Here is a 19099-nt window from a genome sequence, read left to right as displayed (position 1 = left end):
TATCTAGGTTGTAGGGGGTATGCTGTCAATTTGGCCCACCCAGGGCGGGCCCTTAGGTGTTACTTGTTCTTGCCTTCGGCAAACAGGCTGTCGAGCTTCTGCTCGTAGTCGTGATAACCGAGATAGTCATAAAGCTCCATACGGGTCTGCATGGTATCGAGTACCGCCTTCTGGTCGCCGTCGCGCAGAATGGTCTGATAAACAGTCTCCGCCGCCTTATTCATGGCTCTAAAGGCACTTAGCGGGTAGAGCACCATGGCTGCGCCCCACTGTCCCAGCTGCTCGCGATTCCACAGCTCTGTCTGACCAAATTCGGTGATATTAGCCAAGATGGGCACATCTAAGGCCTCGGCAAAGGCGCGGTAATGCTCCTCTGTTTTAACTGCCTCGGCGAAGATACCGTCGGCGCCGGCAGCCACATAGGCCTTGGCACGTTCGATGGCCGCCTCTAGTCCTTCCTGGGCGAACGCATCGGTGCGGGCCATGATGAAGAAGTCTGGGTCTGTGCGTGCATCTACCGCCGCCTTGATGCGATCGACCATCTCGTCAACCGAGACGATCTCTTTGTTAGGGCGATGACCACAACGCTTCTGAGCCACCTGGTCTTCCATGTGTACGGCCGCCGCACCGGCCTTTTCCATGTCTTTGATGGTCTTGGCGATATTAAATGCCCCGCCCCAGCCGGTATCGATATCCACCAGTAGCGGCAGATCGCAGGCCGAGGTGATACGCTGCACATCCGCAATCACATCGTTTAACGAGGTCATCCCCAGATCTGGCAGACCATAAGAGGCGTTTGCCACCCCGCCGCCTGAGAGATAGATGGCCTTGTGGCCTATCTGCTTGGCCATCATGGCCGTGTAGGCATTAATGGTACCGACAATCTGTAACGGCTTATTGTCGGCCAAGGCCTGACGGAATTTCTTTCCTGCGCTCATGCTCGCTTCCTCTTATGACTGAATTGATGAGAGTTTGTTTCTGATGTTGTTTCTTGAATAGGTGATATGTCTGCGCATCAGCATCTCGGCCAGCTCCTGATCGCGATTGGCGATCGCCTGCACTATGTGTCTGTGCTCATCGTAGGCGGTAGTGACTCTGGGGCCCGCCATGCCAAGCTGTACGCGGTACATACGCACCAGATGATAGATGCCGTCGAACAGCATAGAGATAAGATGCTTGTTCTTGCTGCCCAGAATGATGCGGTAATGAAAATCCACATCGCCGGCCTCTTGGTAATAGGATTCGCCTTGTTTGACGTCTTGAAAGTGGCTGATAAGCAGGGCTTCGAGCTCGGCTATCTCTTCATCACTCATGTTCTTCGCTGCCAGGCGCGCCGCCATGCCCTCTAGGGATTCACGGATCTCATACAGCGCCAGCAGCCCCTCCTCACTCAAGGCCACCACTCTGGCCCCTACGTTGGCGCGGCGCTCGACGATATGACAAGATTCGAGACGATTGATCGCCTCGCGGATCACTGCTCGGCTAACCCCATAAGTTGTCGACAATTCTGTCTCACTCAGCTTAGCGCCCGCCGCTATCACCCCTTCGACAATGTCTTGCCTGAGTTGATAGAAGGTTTTATCTGCCGTTGTCACGGGCGTTTGGCTGTATCGGGTCATGATTATTGTGATCGCCGTCAAACAATTAGTTGTCGACAATATAGCCGCCAAATTCACCTTTCTCAAGCCAAACACCGAAAATTGTCGACAAAAAGGCTTGTTTTTCGACTAAAGTCGTAACGAATTCGATACAAGGCAGGACAGAAAACGACCTTAAACCAGGTCATTAAACCGTCATCTAGATTTAAACCGTACAGGCTAATCGACCCGCCACATCGACTCTTACGCGCACTTGAGAATGGGTGTTGGCTAACGACAGCCTCCAAGTAAACCCACTAAGATTGTCGACAAATCACCACAACAAATAGAAATCTTAGGAATCTCGCCTCGAAACAAAGATCGAGCCTTGGCTAATCTGTGCTAACATCAGCCCATGTTTCAATAATTCACCCCAGAAATGATCGCACATTCCATCGACGCCACCGCTTTATCGCCCCAATTTGACTTACCCCAGGTTGACCAGCTTAAGCCAAATCTTCACAGTCGCCTCCTCGGCCAGGAGCGCACCCTAGACGCCTTCAACCTATTGGCTAAGGCAAAGGGCCAACATATGTACCTGGCCGACCAAAGCGGTATCGATAGGCTGGCGTTGATAAAGGCATTAGTTGACTATCAAGGCAACAGGCCCACTCACTACCTTAATCGCCAGGCACCTGATGCCGGCCTGGCGTGGCAGACAGAAGCCGGAGAAGAATGCCTTTGCCAGGCGGGCAAGCCCTATCGCTATTTGAGCGGGGCCATTAAACGCCGGGATCTCATCGGCCATCTCGATAGTCATAACCCAAATATCTATCACCCCGGCGCCCTAGCCGACTGCGATTACCTGTTTATCTGCGCCGAGTCACTGTGGAAACGCGAGGCCCTATGGGAGTTGGTGATAGAGGCCGCCCACAGCGGTGAGTATCCGCTACACTCTGGCTGGCCGGCCATCCCCCTACACAGCAAGATCATTCTGGTAGGCAGTAGCAGCTTATATAGTGTCAGCTACCTGGAGGAGCGCAACTTTCCCGCAGCCTTTCCGCTGCTGGGTGAATTAGTGGATGAAATAGATCTCAATGAATTTAGTGAGTTGGATTATGGCAATTACCTGATGGAGATTGCTAACGCCAATGGGCTCTCCTTAACGCAATCGGCCTTGGCACCACTGTTTAATCACAGTGCCCGCCTGGCGGAGCATCAGCGCCATCTGAGCCTGGAGACTCAAGGAATAAGCCAGCTTATGGTTCAGGCCAGCCTCTACGGCAACAGCAAGGCGCTAAATGGTGACAGTGTGACCCTGGCCCTCGCCAGACACCAGGCCCGCCACAATGCATCTCAGAGCCTGTCGGCACAGAGCTTCGATGATAACTTTATTAACCTACCGACCAAAGGCGCCATGATTGGCCAGATCAACGGCCTGACCGTGTTAGACGCCGCCGAATATACCTATGGCGAACCGGCGAGGATCACCGCTGCAGTGCATTATGGTGACGGTGAAGTGGCCGATATCGAACGTAAGGTAGATTTGGGTGGCAACATACACGCCAAGGGCTTGATGATCCTCACCTCCTGCCTCTACCGTATCTTCGGTAAAGATGCACCATTGCACCTTAATGCCAACATAGTATTCGAGCAGTCTTACCAGGAGATCGATGGCGACAGCGCCTCGCTCGCGGAGTACTGCGCCCTGATGTCGGCAATCGCCGAGCAGCCGATTGACCAAGGTATCGCCGCAACCGGCGCGATAGATCAGTTTGGTCAGGTGCAAGCCATCGGCGGCGTCAACGAGAAGATCGAAGGCTTCTTCGATCTGTGCCAACGTCGTGGCCTCACTGGGACTCAGGGGGTGATCATCCCCGCCTCCAACGTTCAGCAACTCAACCTGGCCCCGGCGGTCATCGCCGCCGTAGAGGCAAAAGAGTTTCACCTGTACCAAGTCGAGCATACCGACCAGGCCGTGGCCATCTTGATGAACAAACCCGCCGGCAGCCGCGATGACAATGGCCAGTTCCCCGAGGAAAGCCTATATGGCATGGTGCAGGCGCGATTAGAAGGACTCGCGGGTTATCCCGATGAAGAGCGATCTTTTTTTGCCAACTTGCTCCAGAAACTGAAACTTTCTAGCTGATCGGAGTTGTTTGGCGTACACGTGTTAGCTAACCTTGGCGACTCAAATTGCTAGAGTGAAGTTAACAATGAATAAAGCTAACAGTTTCAGTAAAGAAGAATTAGTCGCCTGCGGCCACGGTAATCTTTTTGGCGCCAACTCGCCACGCCTGCCTATCGACAATATGTTGATGATAGATCGCATCACTAAGATCAACGATGACGGTGGTGAATTTGGTAAGGGGGAAATTGTAGCTGAACTGGATATCGATCCATCACTCTGGTTCTTCGATTGCCATTTCGAGACAGATCCCGTGATGCCAGGCTGTCTGGGCCTTGACGCCATGTGGCAGCTGGTTGGCTTCTTCCTCGGTTGGGAAGGTGCCCAGGGTAAAGGTCGCGCACTGGGTGTTGGCGAAGTGAAATTCACCGGCCAGGTACTGCCCGATGCCAAGAAAGTCACCTACAAATTAACCATCAAGCGTAAGGTCTATAGAAAGCTAGTCATGGGTATCGCAGATGCCGTGATGGAAGTGGATGGCCGCGAGATCTATTCAGCCACAGATCTAAAAGTCGGTATCTTTACCGATACCTCAAGCTTCTAAGCAATTATCATTGCGCTAGATATGAAAATGCCCTCTAAACAGAGGGCAAACAGCTAAATCACTTGTTGAACAGGCCGCTGAGACGGCCATCGACGCCTTCGCGCCACCCTCCGAGCCATTGTGATTTAGAGTCTAAAGTAGAATAAGGACAGTTATCCTTCGAGCGGCCACCTATCCCGGCCTGGAATCCCTTTGAAAAAGCTCTATCGAGACGATCTCTTTTTTGTCTTTTCATGCAAGCATCCTCTGTTCTCAAATCCTAAAGGCCGAAGCCTCATCCATAGAAATAGAACTTTTTCATCACGAGATCAATCAAAAATTTACCTTTCGAAAGGGTTATTATTTAAACGCATGAGTTCCTTATTAATAAAAAATCGGGGCATAAGCCCCGATTTTTAGTTCAATAAGTTCTAATGGCCCTTAGACCCGAGCTCGGCGTCTCAACCAGAGCAGAGGCAATAGCAACAACCAGGCAAAACTGGCGGCGCCTTTGCGCTCATAGTTACCATTACCCGAGTCATCATTCTCCTTCACATCACAAGCCGAACCTGATGTCGTTGGCTTAAGCACCACCATACGCGGCAGGTAGGCCGTTACCGGCTGACCGTTGGCGTTGAGTTCGAACAATGGTTTACCATTCTCACCTATAACCAAGTTGCCATCTTCATCATATTGGTAAGAAGGCTTACGGATGAAGGCGGTACCCACTATGGTGCCATCATCGTTAATGCTGCTAGCCTCTACGATGCGGATCTCACTATCGTAGTAGAGCGTCTTACCGTCACCGTCGACCACCTCGACCTTGTTCCGGGTCCACTTACCGGCATCATCTTTGACATAGCCTTTCGATTCACACACAAGAAGATCATCGATGACACTAAACTCATCGCTTGCCTTGTCATACAGAAAGGCGCCCTTCATACGTGGCTTCTCTTTCTCTGAGGTCACTTCCACGAAACCCACTACCTGATCTTTGTTGTTAATATCTCGTGGACGAGAGCTACGGTCGGACATCACCTCATAGAAATCATTAGGGGTAACGAAGGTGGGATCTTCGGCGTTTGTATCCAGATAGAAGAACTTGTCACGCTGATAGCCTTCGATGTAGCGACGGTAGCTACCCACCAAGATACCATTATCGTTGATGTCATAAGCAACGGAGGAGAGCTGATCGTTAGTCATCTTCACCCAGTGATATTGGTAATCACCTTGAGCATCTTTCTTCCAATAGGCGGCATCGAACGCCAGCTTATCCTTATCATCGTTACGGTAAACATGAGAGCGGCCAGCGACAACTCCCAGGCTATTAACACCAAGACCTTGAGCGGTAAACACGCTGTCTGAGGTCGACTCAAGTCCCAGCGGTAGCTCGGTTGGTGTCACATCTGTGCCATCAAACTGCCACACAAACCCGCGCGTCTGATATAGAATACGGCGTATATTGTTACTATCTGGATATTGATCCTTCTGCACACAGACGTCGATAGGATAGGTCTCATCGGTAATACAGTTATCGACCCGTGTCTTACTCGACTTGGCCAGATCTGTGGTCGCGTAACCCGTAATAAGGTTATTGTCGTTGATCGCGGTTGCAACCGACACACCACCCATGATCACATCGGTATCATCCTTACTGTAGACGGTATAAGGCGGTACTAGGGCGATGTCAGTCCCCTCGGCGGTCTTGAGGAAGCCACGCTCCTCAAATTCACGGTAGTACCAGTACTCCTGACCTTCTGTCTCACCTGTATATTCGGTTTTCAGCTCAGGGGCGGTATAGCTACCGACCTTTATGCCATTGTTGTTGATGCCGTAATAATAGGCATTGATGGAGTTAATGGTCTCCGGCAAGGCTTCGTCGGTATCTTTAGGGTGAGTCGTGCCAAAAACCGAATCGAAGGTTGGGATCCAGCTGCCGCTCGCTCCATTGCCGTCGGCATTGAAGGTGAAGTTATTGGCAATGATAGGCTTGTTGATAGAGTAAGACACCAGCTGCTCGGGCGGGATGCCATCTTCGATATCGATAGCGCCACCAGTCTCGTCGTCTACCTCAAGCTTCTTCTTACCCTTAGAGATACCTACCATCTTATCTTGCTGATTGACAAACATGCCGTAGCCGTTGATGGTCGACTCTAGCGTGCCGTTTAGATCATAGTCATCGATATTCTGGATCTCATAGACAGGTGCAGCATGAGCCGTCTGCAGCGCGGTGATCACTCCGGCGGCAACTAAAGAGATGGCTCTATCAAACTTCAACTTCATGTACTTTTCCTATTATTCTATCGTCTATTTGAGAGCTTCTAGCTCTTCCCAACGTTCGAAACACACTTCCAATTCCTGCTCCAGTGCCGCCAGTTCATTTAATCGACTACTGACCAGATCTTGTGCTTGGGTATAAAAATCGGGTTCATTGATGACCGCCTGCAAGCTTTCTATCTCGGTTTCGAGTTGCTCCATCTTGGCAGGCAAGGCATCGAGTTCTCTCTGTAATTTATAAGAAAGTTTCTTCTCTGCCTTAGCGGCGGTCTTTTTAACCGGCTCGGCAACCTTGGGTTGGACAGCGTCCTTGGCAACTGGTTCCTCAGAATAAAATTTTGCCCCCTGAGACACGGCATCTTGATAGCCGCCGACATATTCACTCCAGCCACCGTTACCGGTGAACCACCAGGAGCTGGTGACAGTGTTGTCGATAAAGGCACGGTCGTGACTCACCAACAACAGAGTGCCCTGATAATCGGTCAACAGCGACTCTAGCAACTCTAAGGTCTCAATATCAAGATCGTTTGTCGGTTCATCGAGAATGATCAGGTTTGCCGGCCTGAGCAGTAGACGCGCCAGCAGTAACCGATTCTTCTCCCCACCGGAAAGTGCCTTCACCGGCGTGCGGGCGCGCATGGGTGAAAACAGGAAATCCTGCAGGTAGCTTAAAATATGTCTGTCCTGACCATTGATCGTGACCGTCTTCTTGCCTTCACCTACGTTGTCTTCAACGGTTTTTTCCGGATCAAGCGCCTCACGATACTGGTCAAAATAAGCCACTTCCAACTTGGTACCGACCTTCACCTCCCCCGACTGAGGCGCGAGCTGACCAATCAATAGCTTGATCAGGGTCGACTTACCACAGCCGTTAGGACCGATGAGTGCGATGCGATCACCGCGCATCACAGAGGTGGTAAAATTCTTCACCAGGTTCTTGTCTGGCAGGTTGTAATTTAGATCTTTGATATCGAATACCAGCTTACCCGAACGCTCGGTATCGGCCACCTGCATCTTGGCGCCACCCTGACGATTGATACGTTCCATACGCTCCATACGCAGCGCTTTAAGCGCCCGTACGCGCCCCTCGTTGCGGGTACGACGCGCCTTGATCCCTTGGCGAATCCAGGCCTCTTCTTCGGCCAGCTTCTTGTCGAATTGGGCGTTTTTCTCCTCTTCCACCCTCAGCCACTCCGCCTTACCATCAAGATAAGTCTGATAGTCGCCTGGCCAGGAGGTTACCACACCGCGGTCGAGATCCACGATACGGGTCGCCATGCGCTGAATGAAGCCACGGTCGTGACTGATAAAGACGATGGCGCCGCGATAATTAAGCAGAAACTCTTCCAGCCATTCAATAGTGTCGATATCCAGATGGTTGGTAGGCTCGTCGAGCAGCAGCAGATCCGGCTCGCTCACCAGGGCGCGCGCCAACGCCACCTTGCGCTGCCAGCCGCCAGACAGGCTAGCCAGGCTCGCATCGGCGTCCAGTCCCAGCAATTCACAGGTCTGATTGATGCGGGTATCGAGCTGCCAGCCGTTGAGATGATCAAGATCTGCCTGCAGACGCTCCATCTGCTTGAGCAGGCGCTCCATCTCTTGGGAATCGGCGTGGGCAACATCATGTGACAGCTGATGATAACGCTCTAGCTTCTCACCCACCTCCTGCAAACCTGCCGAGATATAGGCATAAACAGTGCCCTGTTCCGCCTTAGGCGGGTCCTGCTGCAGTCGGCTGACCTTAACATCTGTGGCGATATTAAACTCGCCATCGTCGAGTAACACCTCACCACCGATCACCTTCATCAGGCTCGATTTACCGGCGCCGTTGCGGCCCACGATACAGACGCGCTCGCCCGGCTCTATGGTAAAGTCAGCATTTTGCAGTAAGGGGGTGTAGCCATAGGCCAATGAGCCGTTATTTATACGAACCAGACTCAATTTATGCTCCTGTAAATTGTTGCAACTGCTCGTTGTCGAAAGGCCAGCCTAACTCGGCGCCATCGGCCTGACGTAACAGCACTGGGATACGCACGCCGTAGCGCTGCGCCAGTTGCTCGTCATCGCAGATATCCTGCAAGACAAAATCGATATTCAGCGCACTGATAAGCGCCTGAGCCTGCTCGCAAAGATGGCAGGCATCGGTATGAAAAAGAATAAAGGCGCTGGTGTTAGGCATGCTGAATCAACCAGGTGTTATGAATGTGCGGATTACGCTTATAGTCCAGCGGTAGTGTCTGCTTATCCAAATTAGTGATCGACAAGCCAAGCGCGCTTAACGCCTCGCTATCCATCTTAAATTTGCGCTTGTTGTTGGAAAACAGGATCTCTCCGCCCAGACGTAACAGCTTGACCAACGCGGTCAACAACTTGACATGATCACGCTGCACATCGAAAGAGTCTTCCATCCGCTTGGAGTTAGAAAAAGTCGGTGGGTCGATAAAAATCAGGTCATACTGGGTATCGCAGTCATCTATCCACTGCAGGCAATCGCCCTGAATAAACTGATACTGCTTGCCCTTTAGGCCGTTTAATTCAAAGTTATCCTGCGCCCAGTTAAGGTAGGTGTTAGACATATCGACCGTAGTCACCGACTTGGCACCACCCAGGGCGGCGTGAACCGAGGCGCTGCCGGTATAGGCAAACAGGTTGAGCACGTCTCTGTCTTTCGCCTTCTCGCCCACTAGCTTACGGGTGAGTCGATGATCCAAAAACAGGCCTGTATCCAGGTAGTCTCTCAAGTTGAGCTTAAACTTGGCGCCGTACTCACTGGTGACCAACTCGAGCTTAGTGGCATCCAACTTCTGATATTGGTTGGTGCCCTTCTGACGCTCACGGGTCTTGAGAATAATCTTATTGGGGTCGACGCCGATGGCCTGCGGCAGCACCAGTAAGACATCTGTCAGACGACGCTTAGTCACCGCCTCGGGAATCGACTTAGGCGCCGAATACTCCTGGATCACCACATGATCCAGATAGATATCTACCGCCACATTGTACTCTGGAATATCGGCGTCGTAGAGGCGATAGCTGTCTATCCCCTCGCGCTGAGCCCATTTGCTTAGCTGCTTATGATTTTTCTTGATACGGTTACTAAAGGCCGTGGCGACCTCGCTCACCTCACCGCCCTGGCTCAACACCTGGCTAGGATCGAGACGACGGGTGCTGTTTGCATGCAGCGTATAGAGGTTAAAGGCACACTCAAGCGCGCCGTTATACATCTTCATCTGCTTGTCGGCTTTAAGCTTAAGAGCAGAGAGGAGTTCGATGTCGCTGTTAAGTACCGCCACCTGCCAGCCACCAAATTCGGCCTTGAGTTTATCACCCAGTTGATAGTAGAGCTGCAACAGCGAAGTGACATTGCCCAGACGCTCACCATAAGGCGGGTTGGTGATCAGATAGCCCTGCTCCACCGGCGGCGTCACATTGAGGGCGTTAGATACTGAAAACTCGATAAGCTCGGCAACGCCAGCGTTTTGCGCGTTACGTTTGGCCAGCGCCACCAGACGCGAATCGATATCCGATCCATAAAACTTGATCTCACAGCGCTTGGTACCGATAGAAGCGCGGGCCTTGGCCTCACTAAGCAGCTCCTGCCAGTCGGGATCTTGATGGCGTAGCCAATGCTCGAAACCGAAACGGCGACGCTGCAGCGCCGGGGCGATATCGCAAGCCATCATGGCCGCCTCAATTAATATGGTGCCACTACCGCAGAAGGGGTCGAGCAGATCTTTAGGCGCCTGTTGCCAGCCGCTACGCACCAGCATGTTTGCCGCCAGATTTTCTTTTAGCGGTGCCTCCCCCGTGGTGGAGCGATAACCGCGCTGATGCAGCGCAGACCCGGAGAAGTTAATCCCCAGAGTAATCTGGCCGCGGCGATAATGAGCATCTATTTTAAAGTCGGCATCGACACGGGCCACATCGGGACGTGGGCAGCCATCGTCACGAAAACGGTCAACCACAGCATCTTTTATCTTAAGCGCGCCAAACTGTGAGTTCTTAATAAAGCCACCCACACCATGAAAATCTATGCTAAAGCTGCTCTTATTGGAGAAATGGGTCTGCCAGTCGATGCAATAAGCCGCATTGTAAAGCTGCTCGGGATTCTCACAGGGCCCCTTATAGATCACTAAAATGATACGGCTGGCGAGTCGCGACCATAGGGTTATACGGTAAGCCAGATTAAGGGGCGCAGAGAAATAGACGCCGGCAACGCTTTCCTTTATCTCGGCGGCGCCTAGCTCTGCCAGTTCCAACGACAGGGCGTACTCATAGCCTCTTGGGGCTGCGGCAAAAAAATTCAACATGGATAGATAGACACACTTCAAAAATCAATCCGTCATTATACCTTGTCCTCAGAGTAAATGATAAAAAGTTCTGCCAAATGAAGGTTTAAAATTTCCTGGTTTGCGCGTTAAGCCAGCACTTTGCCTGATAAATAAACGCTTGGTAAGAAATTCACGACGCCGACTTGCATTGCAACGCACATGTCGATATAGTTCGCCCCGCTTTGACGCACTGAGTACTTAACAGCAATTAAGGCTGTTGGCGCGACAGAGGTTAGAGTAAACATCCGGACGCGGGATGGAGCAGCTTGGTAGCTCGTCGGGCTCATAACCCGAAGGTCGTCGGTTCAAATCCGGCTCCCGCAACCAATTTCTTTCGTAGCAAGAATCAAAACAACTACAGCGTTTCTTACGGACGCGGGATGGAGCAGYTTGGTAGCTCGTCGGGCTCATAACCCGAAGGTCGTCGGTTCAAATCCGGCTCCCGCAACCAATTTCTTTGTAGCAAGAATCAAAACAACTACAGCATTTCTTACGGACGCGGGATGGAGCAGTTTGGTAGCTCGTCGGGCTCATAACCCGAAGGTCGTCGGTTCAAATCCGGCTCCCGCAACCAATTCAAAAACATAATTCAAATCACCTAATTTAAGCCTGCCATACATACGAAGACAGTCGTCGACGGTATGCCGCCCAGTTCAAATCCGGCTCCCGCAACCAATTCAAAAACTTCAGTCAAATCACGCTATTTAAGTCTGCCACACATACGACGACAGTCGTCGACGGTATGCCGCCCAGTTCAAATCCGTACCCGCAACCAATTCAAAACCTTCAGTCAAATCACGCTTAAGTCTGCCATACATACGACGACAGTCGTCGACGGTATGCCGCCCAGTTCAAATCCGGCTCCCGCAACCAATTCAAAAACTTCAGTCAAATCACGCTTAAGTCTGCCATACATACGATGACAGTCGTCGACGGTATGCCGCCCAGTTAACATCCGGCTCACACAACCAATTTCTTATGCTCACCCCATCATCTTATTTCTTACGCTTATTAAACCACCATGCTCAGTGCATCTGGCTATATTTGAAAAGCCAAGTTAACTTGGCGCGCCATGCTATCTAGAATTTCAGACTATCATTTGAAAACAATAAACTGTGACACCTGCAGTTAGGCCTGCCTTGCTCCCGCTAATGAATGAGAATTTATTTTAAGTTTTAATCTATCGATTCAAAACTCAACAAATGATCATAAAACAGACAGTTAAGTATCAGTGATGAATAGGAGAAGATATTAGAAAGTAAAAGAGAGGCAAACCTGATGGATCGAAAAAATGATTTACGGTCGATGATTGCAATAAAATAAATAGATCAAAAACATCAGGCATAAAAATAGGGAGCCTCAGCTCCCCATTCGATTAAATTTTGTCTTGCTTATTAAGCCGCGGCGATCTGACGATTCGCCTTTAAGGGATGTAATCTATCGTTCATCACCTTAATGCAATCGAACTGGCGCATCGCCTTGCTATCACTCAGGCGCAATTCGGGCGATAACAACATCACCAAGGAGGCCTGAATATTAGACTCAACCACCAGAACCTGCACGACTTCGCCTTGGCATTTCAACTGAAACACCTTACCCAGTTCACTGTAGACACAGACGGCAGAAGTCTCAAAAAACCACGACTTAGGCATCTGAGGTTTTAACAGAAAATGGGCCGCGGTAGCATTAAGTGCCAGCTGTACCCTCACCGCGTCGGCAATATTTAATGACTTACCAATACGCTCAATAAACTCAATATAGAATTTAGCGTGATCGACATTAAACTCCGTGGTTGCCAGGGCATCAGGAATAAGTGCTTTCGTTTTATAGGGAGTCAGAAATTCCATATCCGCACCTAACGAAACGCTTAAAACCCCATACGAATCGTTATATATCCATTGCCAATCCCTTTGTGGCATTAATAACATAACGTGTACCTATATACCTTAATACAGCTCGATAATAGATGATATTTCAGCCAATATCAAAAAAAATATTACAAATATGATATAGATAACAACATGTTATTGCGATCAAACGCGATCTAATTAAGATCGCGCGATCGTTTTTAGATCTAAATGAAGATCTTATTTACTCTTGACGCGATATGCATCGACGATCTCTTTAATTAATTCTGGTCCACGATAAATAAAACCAGAATAAATTTGTACCATAGTTGCGCCCGCATCCAACTTATCTAACGCGTCGGCAGCACTATTAATACCGCCAACGCCTATGATAGGCACCTGGCCCTTTAAGCAATCGGCCAGCTGTTTAATTACTTTTGTTGACAATGAATTCAAAGGCTTACCACTTAGTCCACCGGCTTCATTAGAATTCACCAAGCCGCTGACACCGTCGCGGGTCAGCGTGGTGTTGGTGGCGATAGCACCATCGAACTCGTTACGAATGAGCGACTCGGCAATCTTCTCTATCTCTTCTGGCTCAAGATCCGGCGCAATTTTCAACGCGATCGGCACATACTTACCGTGACGTTCGGCAAGATCTTTCTGCTTGGCTTTTAATGATCCCAATAGATCATCAAGCAGATCCCCATACTGCAAACTGCGCAGACCCGGGGTATTTGGCGATGAAATATTTACCGCAATATAGGCAGCATAAGGGTAAACCTTTTCCATACAGATAAGGTAATCTTCTTTACCCTGCTCTACCGGCGTATCCTTGTTCTTGCCGATATTCACCCCAACCATGGCACCCGACTTGGCCGCCTTCAGGTTTGCCACCAGGTTATCGACACCCTTATTGTTAAAGCCCATGCGATTGATAATCGCCTTGGCAGGCTTTAAACGAAATAGGCGTGGCTGATCATTCCCCGGCTGTGGACGCGGAGTCACAGTGCCCACTTCCACATGGCCAAAACCCATGGCGTGGAACGCATCGATACACTCGCCGTCCTTATCCATACCGGCGGCTAGGCCGACAGGATTAGGAAAGGTCAATCCCATAAACTCGACAGGTGCCGCTTGCAGCTTCTGTGCATAAAAGCAGTTTAATGGCGAATTCGCAGTTGATTTCAGACCGCCTATAGCAAGGTTATGCGCCTTCTCGGGATCCATCTGAAACATCACTTTCTGTGCGATTTTGTAAAACATGCATTCTCCTAGACCGAAAAAAGCCCCGGCGATTGCCAGGGCTCATAACTAATTTTTATTTTTTACGATTGACCTTCGCAATGAAGGATCAACAGATTCAGCTCACGTAGGGCGACTGAGAACTTCGCAAACTCGTGGGTCTGCGAGGTCTTAAAGTCTGCAAGCATGTGGAACCATCTCTCCAATAAGCCCTGATTGGATTCGACCCACTGATCGATAATGGCGTCAGCATCACAAACCGATGGGCAGGTACGTAGCACTGCAGAACTCAGTGAACGTTGTTGCCAATCAAGCTCTTCCCTAAATGCCGCTCTCGCCAGCGCTTGCCAGTGGTTCGCCACAGGCTGCGCACTGATCTGCTCGAGGAACCAGTGCAGGTCGATACGAGCACCTAACTTGTAGTAGGTCTCGGCAACCAAGGCCACAGGCTTGTCTTCCAGCTCGGCAATTTGCGAGATGTCCAGCGCCGAGAACAGTGTACTCATGTTCACGACATCGGTCGCAACCTGTTCTGGTACACCTTCTTTCACCAGCGCTGCAATCTCGGCGCGGATGCCGTTGACTTCATCTTCCACCAGATACTGGTGAACATTCTGACGAAGTTCCTGGAACACTGGGCTAAAGAAGGCCACAACCTGCTCGATGCTTTGGTTACGGTTACGATGACGTAAGAACCAACGACACGCGCGGCGTAGATTACGACGCAACTGATGCAGCATCTCGCCTTGAACCACAGCAGGCACCACACCGTTTAGCGCCGTGATCGATTTAGTTAAATCAGCTAAACCAAATACTTCACGGGCCATAGTGTAGCAGATAGCGGCTTCGGCGACTGAGGCACCTGTCTCATCTTGCATACGCTGAACGAAATTCAAGCCCATGTCGTTAACCAACTCGTTGGCCAGCGAGGTCGCGATGATCTCGGCGCGCAGCGGATGGTTGACCATACGCTCGCTGTACTTCTCCTGTAGCTGACGAGGGAAGTATTCGATAAGCAGCTGACTCAAGAATGAATCGTCGGTAATTTCCGGCGTCAGCAGTTGCTCTTTCAATACCATCTTGGCGTAGGCCACAAGTACAGATAGCTCAGGGCGAGTCAGTGACTTACCGTTTGCTAGGCGCTCTGCCAGCTCGTCATCACTTGGCAGGAACTCGAGTGCTCTATCGAGCTTGTCTTCCTTCTCCAGGTAATGGATGAAGCGGATCTGCTCTTTCAACTGCTCGGCGCCGCGCACCTGAGTCACAGAGATGGTGCGGGTCTGATCCTTACAGTCTTGCAGTACGATGCGGCTGACTTCGTCAGTCATCTCAACCAGCAGACGGTTACGCTGTTTAACTGTCATCTCACCTTCGGCCACCATGGCGTTAAGCAAGATCTTGATGTTAACTTCGTTGTCCGAACAATCCACACCACCCACGTTATCGACGAAGTCGGTGTTCATGCGGCCACCATTGGCAGCATATTCGATACGGCCAAGCTGGGTACAACCTAGGTTACCACCCTCGCCTATGATGCGCGCCTGAACCTCGTTACCGTTGACACGCAGTGCGTCGTTGGCGCGGTCACCCACCTCGGCGTGTGTCTCGCTGGTCGCCTTGATGTAGGTACCGATACCCCCGTTCCAGATCAGATCCACCTTCATCTTGAGCAATTCTTTAAGCAGCTCGTTTGGTGTCATCGATGCCTTCTTGGTGTCCAGCATCTTCTTCATTTCTGGCGTCAGGGTGATCGACTTGGCCGAGCGCAGGAATATTCCGCCGCCCTTAGAGATCAAGTCCTTGTTGTAATCTTCCCAGCTTGAACGTGGCATCTCAAACAGACGTGCACGCTCTTTATAGCTGCTGGCCGCATCTGGATTCGGGTCGATAAAGATGTGCATATGGTTAAATGCAGTCACCAGACGAGTGTGCTCAGAGAGCAGCATACCGTTACCGAATACGTCACCGGCCATGTCACCGATTGCCAAACAGGTGAAATCTGTGGTCTGACAGTCTATACCTATTTCGCGGAAGTGACGCTTAACCGATTCCCATGCACCGCGGGCAGTGATACCCATCTTCTTGTGGTCGTAACCGTTACTACCACCCGATGCGAAGGCGTCACCTAACCAGAAGCCATACTCTTCAGAGATGGCGTTGGCGATATCTGAGAAGGTCGCGGTACCCTTATCGGCGGCCACAACCAGGTATGGATCGTCTTCATCGTGACGTACCACGTTCGCAGGAGGAACGATTTCGCCTTCGATGATGTTGTCAGAGATATCCAGCAGACCGCGGATAAACAGACGGTAGCACTCTTGGCCTTCGGTGAAGAAGGCATCGCGGCCACCTTCGGTCGGCAGTTGCTTACAGACGAAGCCACCCTTGGCGCCCACAGGCACAATTACAGTGTTCTTCACCTGCTGCGCTTTCACCAGACCCAGTACCTCGGTACGGAAGTCTTCACGACGGTCAGACCAGCGCAGACCACCACGTGCGACCTTGCCACCACGCAAGTGAACACCCTCTACCCTTGGTGAGTAGACGAAGATCTCAAACTTAGGCAGCGGACGCGGCATCTCAGGGATCTCTTCCGGTGAGAACTTGAATGACACGTAAGGCTTGTTGTTACCGTCTGGCAACACCTGATAGAAGTTGGTACGCAGAGTGGCGTTGATCAGATCCAGGTAACGACGGATGATACGGTCGTCATCCAGGCTAGACACCTCTTCCAGACGCATATCGATCTGTTCAACAAACTTAGACAGTGTGCGTGTCTTCAGCTTAGGGTTGAACTTACGGATAAACATCTTCACCAAGAGATCGGCAATTTGTGGATAGCTGCTGAAGGTCTCTTCGATATAGGCCTGACTGAAGGTCGCATCGATCTGACGCATATACTTAGCATAGGCACGCAGTACAGAGACTTCGCGGCCAGAGAGGCCAGTTGCCAATACCAGACGGTTAAAGCCGTCATCTTCTAATTCTTTACGCCATACCTGAGACAGGGCCGTCTGGAATCTGTCTTGGCTATCGGCCAGATTATCGACCGCCGCGCCTTGTACTGTCATCAAGAAGTCCAAGATCCAGAAGGTTGAACCATCGGCGGTCATCACTTCATAGGGACGTTCGTTGATCACGCGTAGGCCGAAGTTTTCCAGCATGGGCAATACATCAGACAGATGGATTGGCTCATCTTTATGGAATAGTTTCAGACGTACCTTGTTGTCTTTAAGTGCCGTTTCCTGTGGCTGATAGAAGAGCATGCCAAGCTTATGATCATCATCCAACGCTTCTAAGTGCTCGATATCCACCACGGCAGAGCTAGGCAACACATCTTCTTTGTAGCTGCGTGGAAACGCATTCACATAACGTTTGACCAAACGGTTGCCAGACTCTTCGCCTTGGGCAGTGATCAGCGCTGTGTTTAACTTGTCTTCCCATGAACGCGCAGCTTCAATTAGATTGTTTTCGATGGCAGCCACATCTACATCCGTAATATTATTATCGACTTTGACTATATAGTGAGTACGCGCGAGCGTAGACTCAGAGAAATAAGTTGTAAATTCAACATCTTCTTTAGTGTTGAAGTGCTGTGCCAGAATACGTTGAGTATCTTCACGCAGCTTAGTGTTGTATCTGTCTTTAGAGACGTAAACCAGGCAAGAGAGGAAACGACCAAAGCCATCCTTGCGCACAAACAGCTTGAGTTTGTCACGATCTTGCATCTCCAGAACACCGTGAGCCATGCTGGCCAATTCTGATTCACGCGCCTGAACCAGCTCATCGCGTGGCAAGGTTTCCAGAATGTGCATCAAGGCCTTGTAGTCGTGCGAGTGCGGCGTCAGACCTGAGTCGTCCAGTACGCGCTGCAGTTTTTCTGCCAGCAGCGGGATCTCACGAGGGCTGCGGTTATAAAGGTTTGAGGCATACAGACCGATGAATCTGTCTTCACCGATCACGTTACCCTGCTCGTCGAAACGCTTGATGCCGATATAGTCGACATAGGCCGGGCGGTGTACACGGCTCTTCTCTGTGCTCTTGGTCAAAATAAGCAGGCTGTTGTCGAGCGCTTCTTTACGTGCGGTATCTGACAGGCTAGAGAGCATGAGTCCCTTAGAACTCTTAGGCTTACCCGGTACATTCATCAGACCAAGGCTGGTCTCGTTAACTGGCAACAGCTCGAGATCACCTTCGACCTTGTGCAGGTCATAACGGCGGTAGCCCAGCAGGGTGAAATGATGGTTGTTGAGATAGGTGAGGAAGTTGATGGCCTCATCCAGATCACGCTTCTTACCCGGGAAAGGACGGTCTGCCAGCTCGGCGATGGTCTCGCTTAGCTTGTTAGACATCGCCTGCCAGTCGTTGACCGATGCAGCCACATCACCCAATACAGATTGGATCTCTTTCTCCAGGCTCTTGATATCGGCATCGCTGCTCAGTCTGTCGACTTCGATCAGGAACACGGCAACCTTGTCGTTGCTCTCATCCTTATCGTCGTTGTAGCTAACACCAGTGATCACGCCCTGATCACGCTTCACGGTTAACGGCGTGTGCAACATCATGTGAGTGGTGATGCCCATGCGGTTAAGCGCCATGCCTACAGAGTCAACAAGGAAAGGCATATCTGGTTGAATCACCTCGATGATTGAGTGGGATGATTTCCAACCATGCTTAGATTGACTCGGGTTAAACACACGAATATGGGTCTCGCCGACAGGCGTCTTGTTCGCGGCATTCCAAAGGCTGAGGACGGCGCCGTAAAGATCACTGTCATTGCGGTGCTGCAAGTCATCTTTCGACATGTGGGCATAAATACAAGTTGCGAACTGTTCAACTTGTTTGGCTTGTGTATTGGGAACTTTCGAATGAATTAGGCTGACTACGTTCTCGAGTAGTACTGAAGGCATTGCATCTTTCAAGGCCATGTTGCTGTTTCCTTTAGGGTCTATGGCAGCGTTTTTGTAATTTTATGGATGCTTGAGCATATGACAGGCCAAATCTAATTATGTGACCTAAGTCATAGCGCGAAGTTTATTACTAAATGTGCCAATTTTCGAGAACTATTTTAGTGGTAGATCCTCATCCCCCGGGGTTTTGCGGCCATATCGGAG

12 protein-coding genes and 3 tRNA genes are annotated in these 19099 nt (G+C 50.7%); 5 read left to right on the top strand and 10 right to left on the bottom strand.

Annotation, left to right across the window (positions count from 1 at the left end; all coding sequences use genetic code 11):
• Positions 1-59: 59 nt before the first annotated feature.
• The gene (gene prpB, locus L1D43_RS06720; RefSeq protein WP_239850419.1) at positions 60-938 is read right to left on the bottom strand and encodes a methylisocitrate lyase; all 879 of its coding nucleotides are present in this window, start codon (positions 936-938) and stop codon (positions 60-62) included.
• Between the two features lie 12 nt (positions 939-950).
• The gene (locus L1D43_RS06715; RefSeq protein ID WP_041511381.1) at positions 951-1619 is read right to left on the bottom strand and encodes a GntR family transcriptional regulator; all 669 of its coding nucleotides are present in this window, start codon (positions 1617-1619) and stop codon (positions 951-953) included.
• Positions 1620-2016: 397 nt separating this feature from the next.
• Here L1D43_RS06715 and L1D43_RS06710 point away from each other — a divergent pair, with 397 nt between their 5' ends.
• Both L1D43_RS06710 and fabA read left to right on the top strand, forming a co-directional pair.
• A complete protein-coding gene (locus L1D43_RS06710; protein WP_239850418.1) occupies positions 2017-3726 on the top strand; it encodes a S16 family serine protease in 1710 nt (569 codons plus the stop codon).
• A gap of 67 nt (positions 3727-3793) precedes the next feature.
• Positions 3794-4309, top strand: coding sequence for a bifunctional 3-hydroxydecanoyl-ACP dehydratase/trans-2-decenoyl-ACP isomerase (fabA, locus tag L1D43_RS06705; RefSeq protein WP_041511383.1), 516 nt, complete (start codon positions 3794-3796; stop codon positions 4307-4309).
• Positions 4310-4367: 58 nt separating this feature from the next.
• Here fabA and rmf read toward each other — a convergent pair whose 3' ends face one another.
• The 5 genes from rmf to rlmKL form a co-directional block, all read right to left on the bottom strand.
• On the bottom strand, positions 4368-4544 hold the full coding sequence (gene rmf, locus L1D43_RS06700) for a ribosome modulation factor (protein ID WP_082035666.1): 177 nt from the start codon (positions 4542-4544) through the stop codon (positions 4368-4370).
• A 185-nt stretch (positions 4545-4729) separates the two neighbouring features.
• Positions 4730-6571: a DUF3466 family protein gene (locus L1D43_RS06695; protein WP_239850417.1), complete on the bottom strand. Its 1842-nt coding sequence runs from the start codon at positions 6569-6571 to the stop codon at positions 4730-4732.
• A gap of 24 nt (positions 6572-6595) precedes the next feature.
• Positions 6596-8506, bottom strand: a complete 1911-nt coding sequence (locus tag L1D43_RS06690; protein WP_239850416.1) for an ABC transporter ATP-binding protein — start codon at positions 8504-8506, stop codon at positions 6596-6598.
• Between the two features lies 1 nt (position 8507).
• A complete protein-coding gene (locus tag L1D43_RS06685) occupies positions 8508-8744 on the bottom strand; it encodes a glutaredoxin family protein (protein ID WP_239850415.1) in 237 nt (78 codons plus the stop codon).
• On the bottom strand, positions 8737-10872 hold the full coding sequence (rlmKL, locus tag L1D43_RS06680) for a bifunctional 23S rRNA (guanine(2069)-N(7))-methyltransferase RlmK/23S rRNA (guanine(2445)-N(2))-methyltransferase RlmL (protein ID WP_239850414.1): 2136 nt from the start codon (positions 10870-10872) through the stop codon (positions 8737-8739). Before rlmKL ends, L1D43_RS06685 begins: the two co-directional genes overlap by 8 nt.
• A gap of 271 nt (positions 10873-11143) precedes the next feature.
• On the opposite strand from rlmKL, the gene L1D43_RS06675 reads away from it, so the two are divergent.
• From L1D43_RS06675 to L1D43_RS06665, 3 genes are all read left to right on the top strand, one after another.
• A tRNA-Met gene (locus L1D43_RS06675) sits at positions 11144-11220 on the top strand.
• Positions 11221-11267: 47 nt separating this feature from the next.
• A tRNA-Met gene (locus L1D43_RS06670) sits at positions 11268-11344 on the top strand.
• 46 nt (positions 11345-11390) lie between these two features.
• A tRNA-Met gene (locus tag L1D43_RS06665) sits at positions 11391-11467 on the top strand.
• Between the two features lie 820 nt (positions 11468-12287).
• On the opposite strand, the gene L1D43_RS06660 is transcribed toward L1D43_RS06665, so the two are convergent.
• From L1D43_RS06660 to L1D43_RS06650, 3 genes are all read right to left on the bottom strand, one after another.
• Positions 12288-12821 (bottom strand): cell division protein ZapC, encoded by a 534-nt coding sequence (locus tag L1D43_RS06660; protein WP_239850413.1) that lies wholly within the window; start codon positions 12819-12821, stop codon positions 12288-12290.
• 159 nt (positions 12822-12980) lie between these two features.
• On the bottom strand, positions 12981-14006 hold the full coding sequence (pyrD, locus tag L1D43_RS06655) for a quinone-dependent dihydroorotate dehydrogenase (protein WP_041511388.1): 1026 nt from the start codon (positions 14004-14006) through the stop codon (positions 12981-12983).
• A gap of 62 nt (positions 14007-14068) precedes the next feature.
• Entirely contained in the window at positions 14069-18913 is a 4845-nt protein-coding gene (locus tag L1D43_RS06650) for an NAD-glutamate dehydrogenase (RefSeq protein ID WP_239850412.1), read from the bottom strand.
• Between the last annotated feature and the right edge of the window lie 186 nt (positions 18914-19099).

The organism is Shewanella sp. Isolate8 (genome assembly GCF_022398495.1).
GTDB classification, from domain to species: domain Bacteria; phylum Pseudomonadota; class Gammaproteobacteria; order Enterobacterales; family Shewanellaceae; genus Shewanella; species Shewanella aquimarina.
Note: the sequence above shows the minus strand (reverse complement) of the source record. Positions and strands in the feature narration are given on the sequence as shown.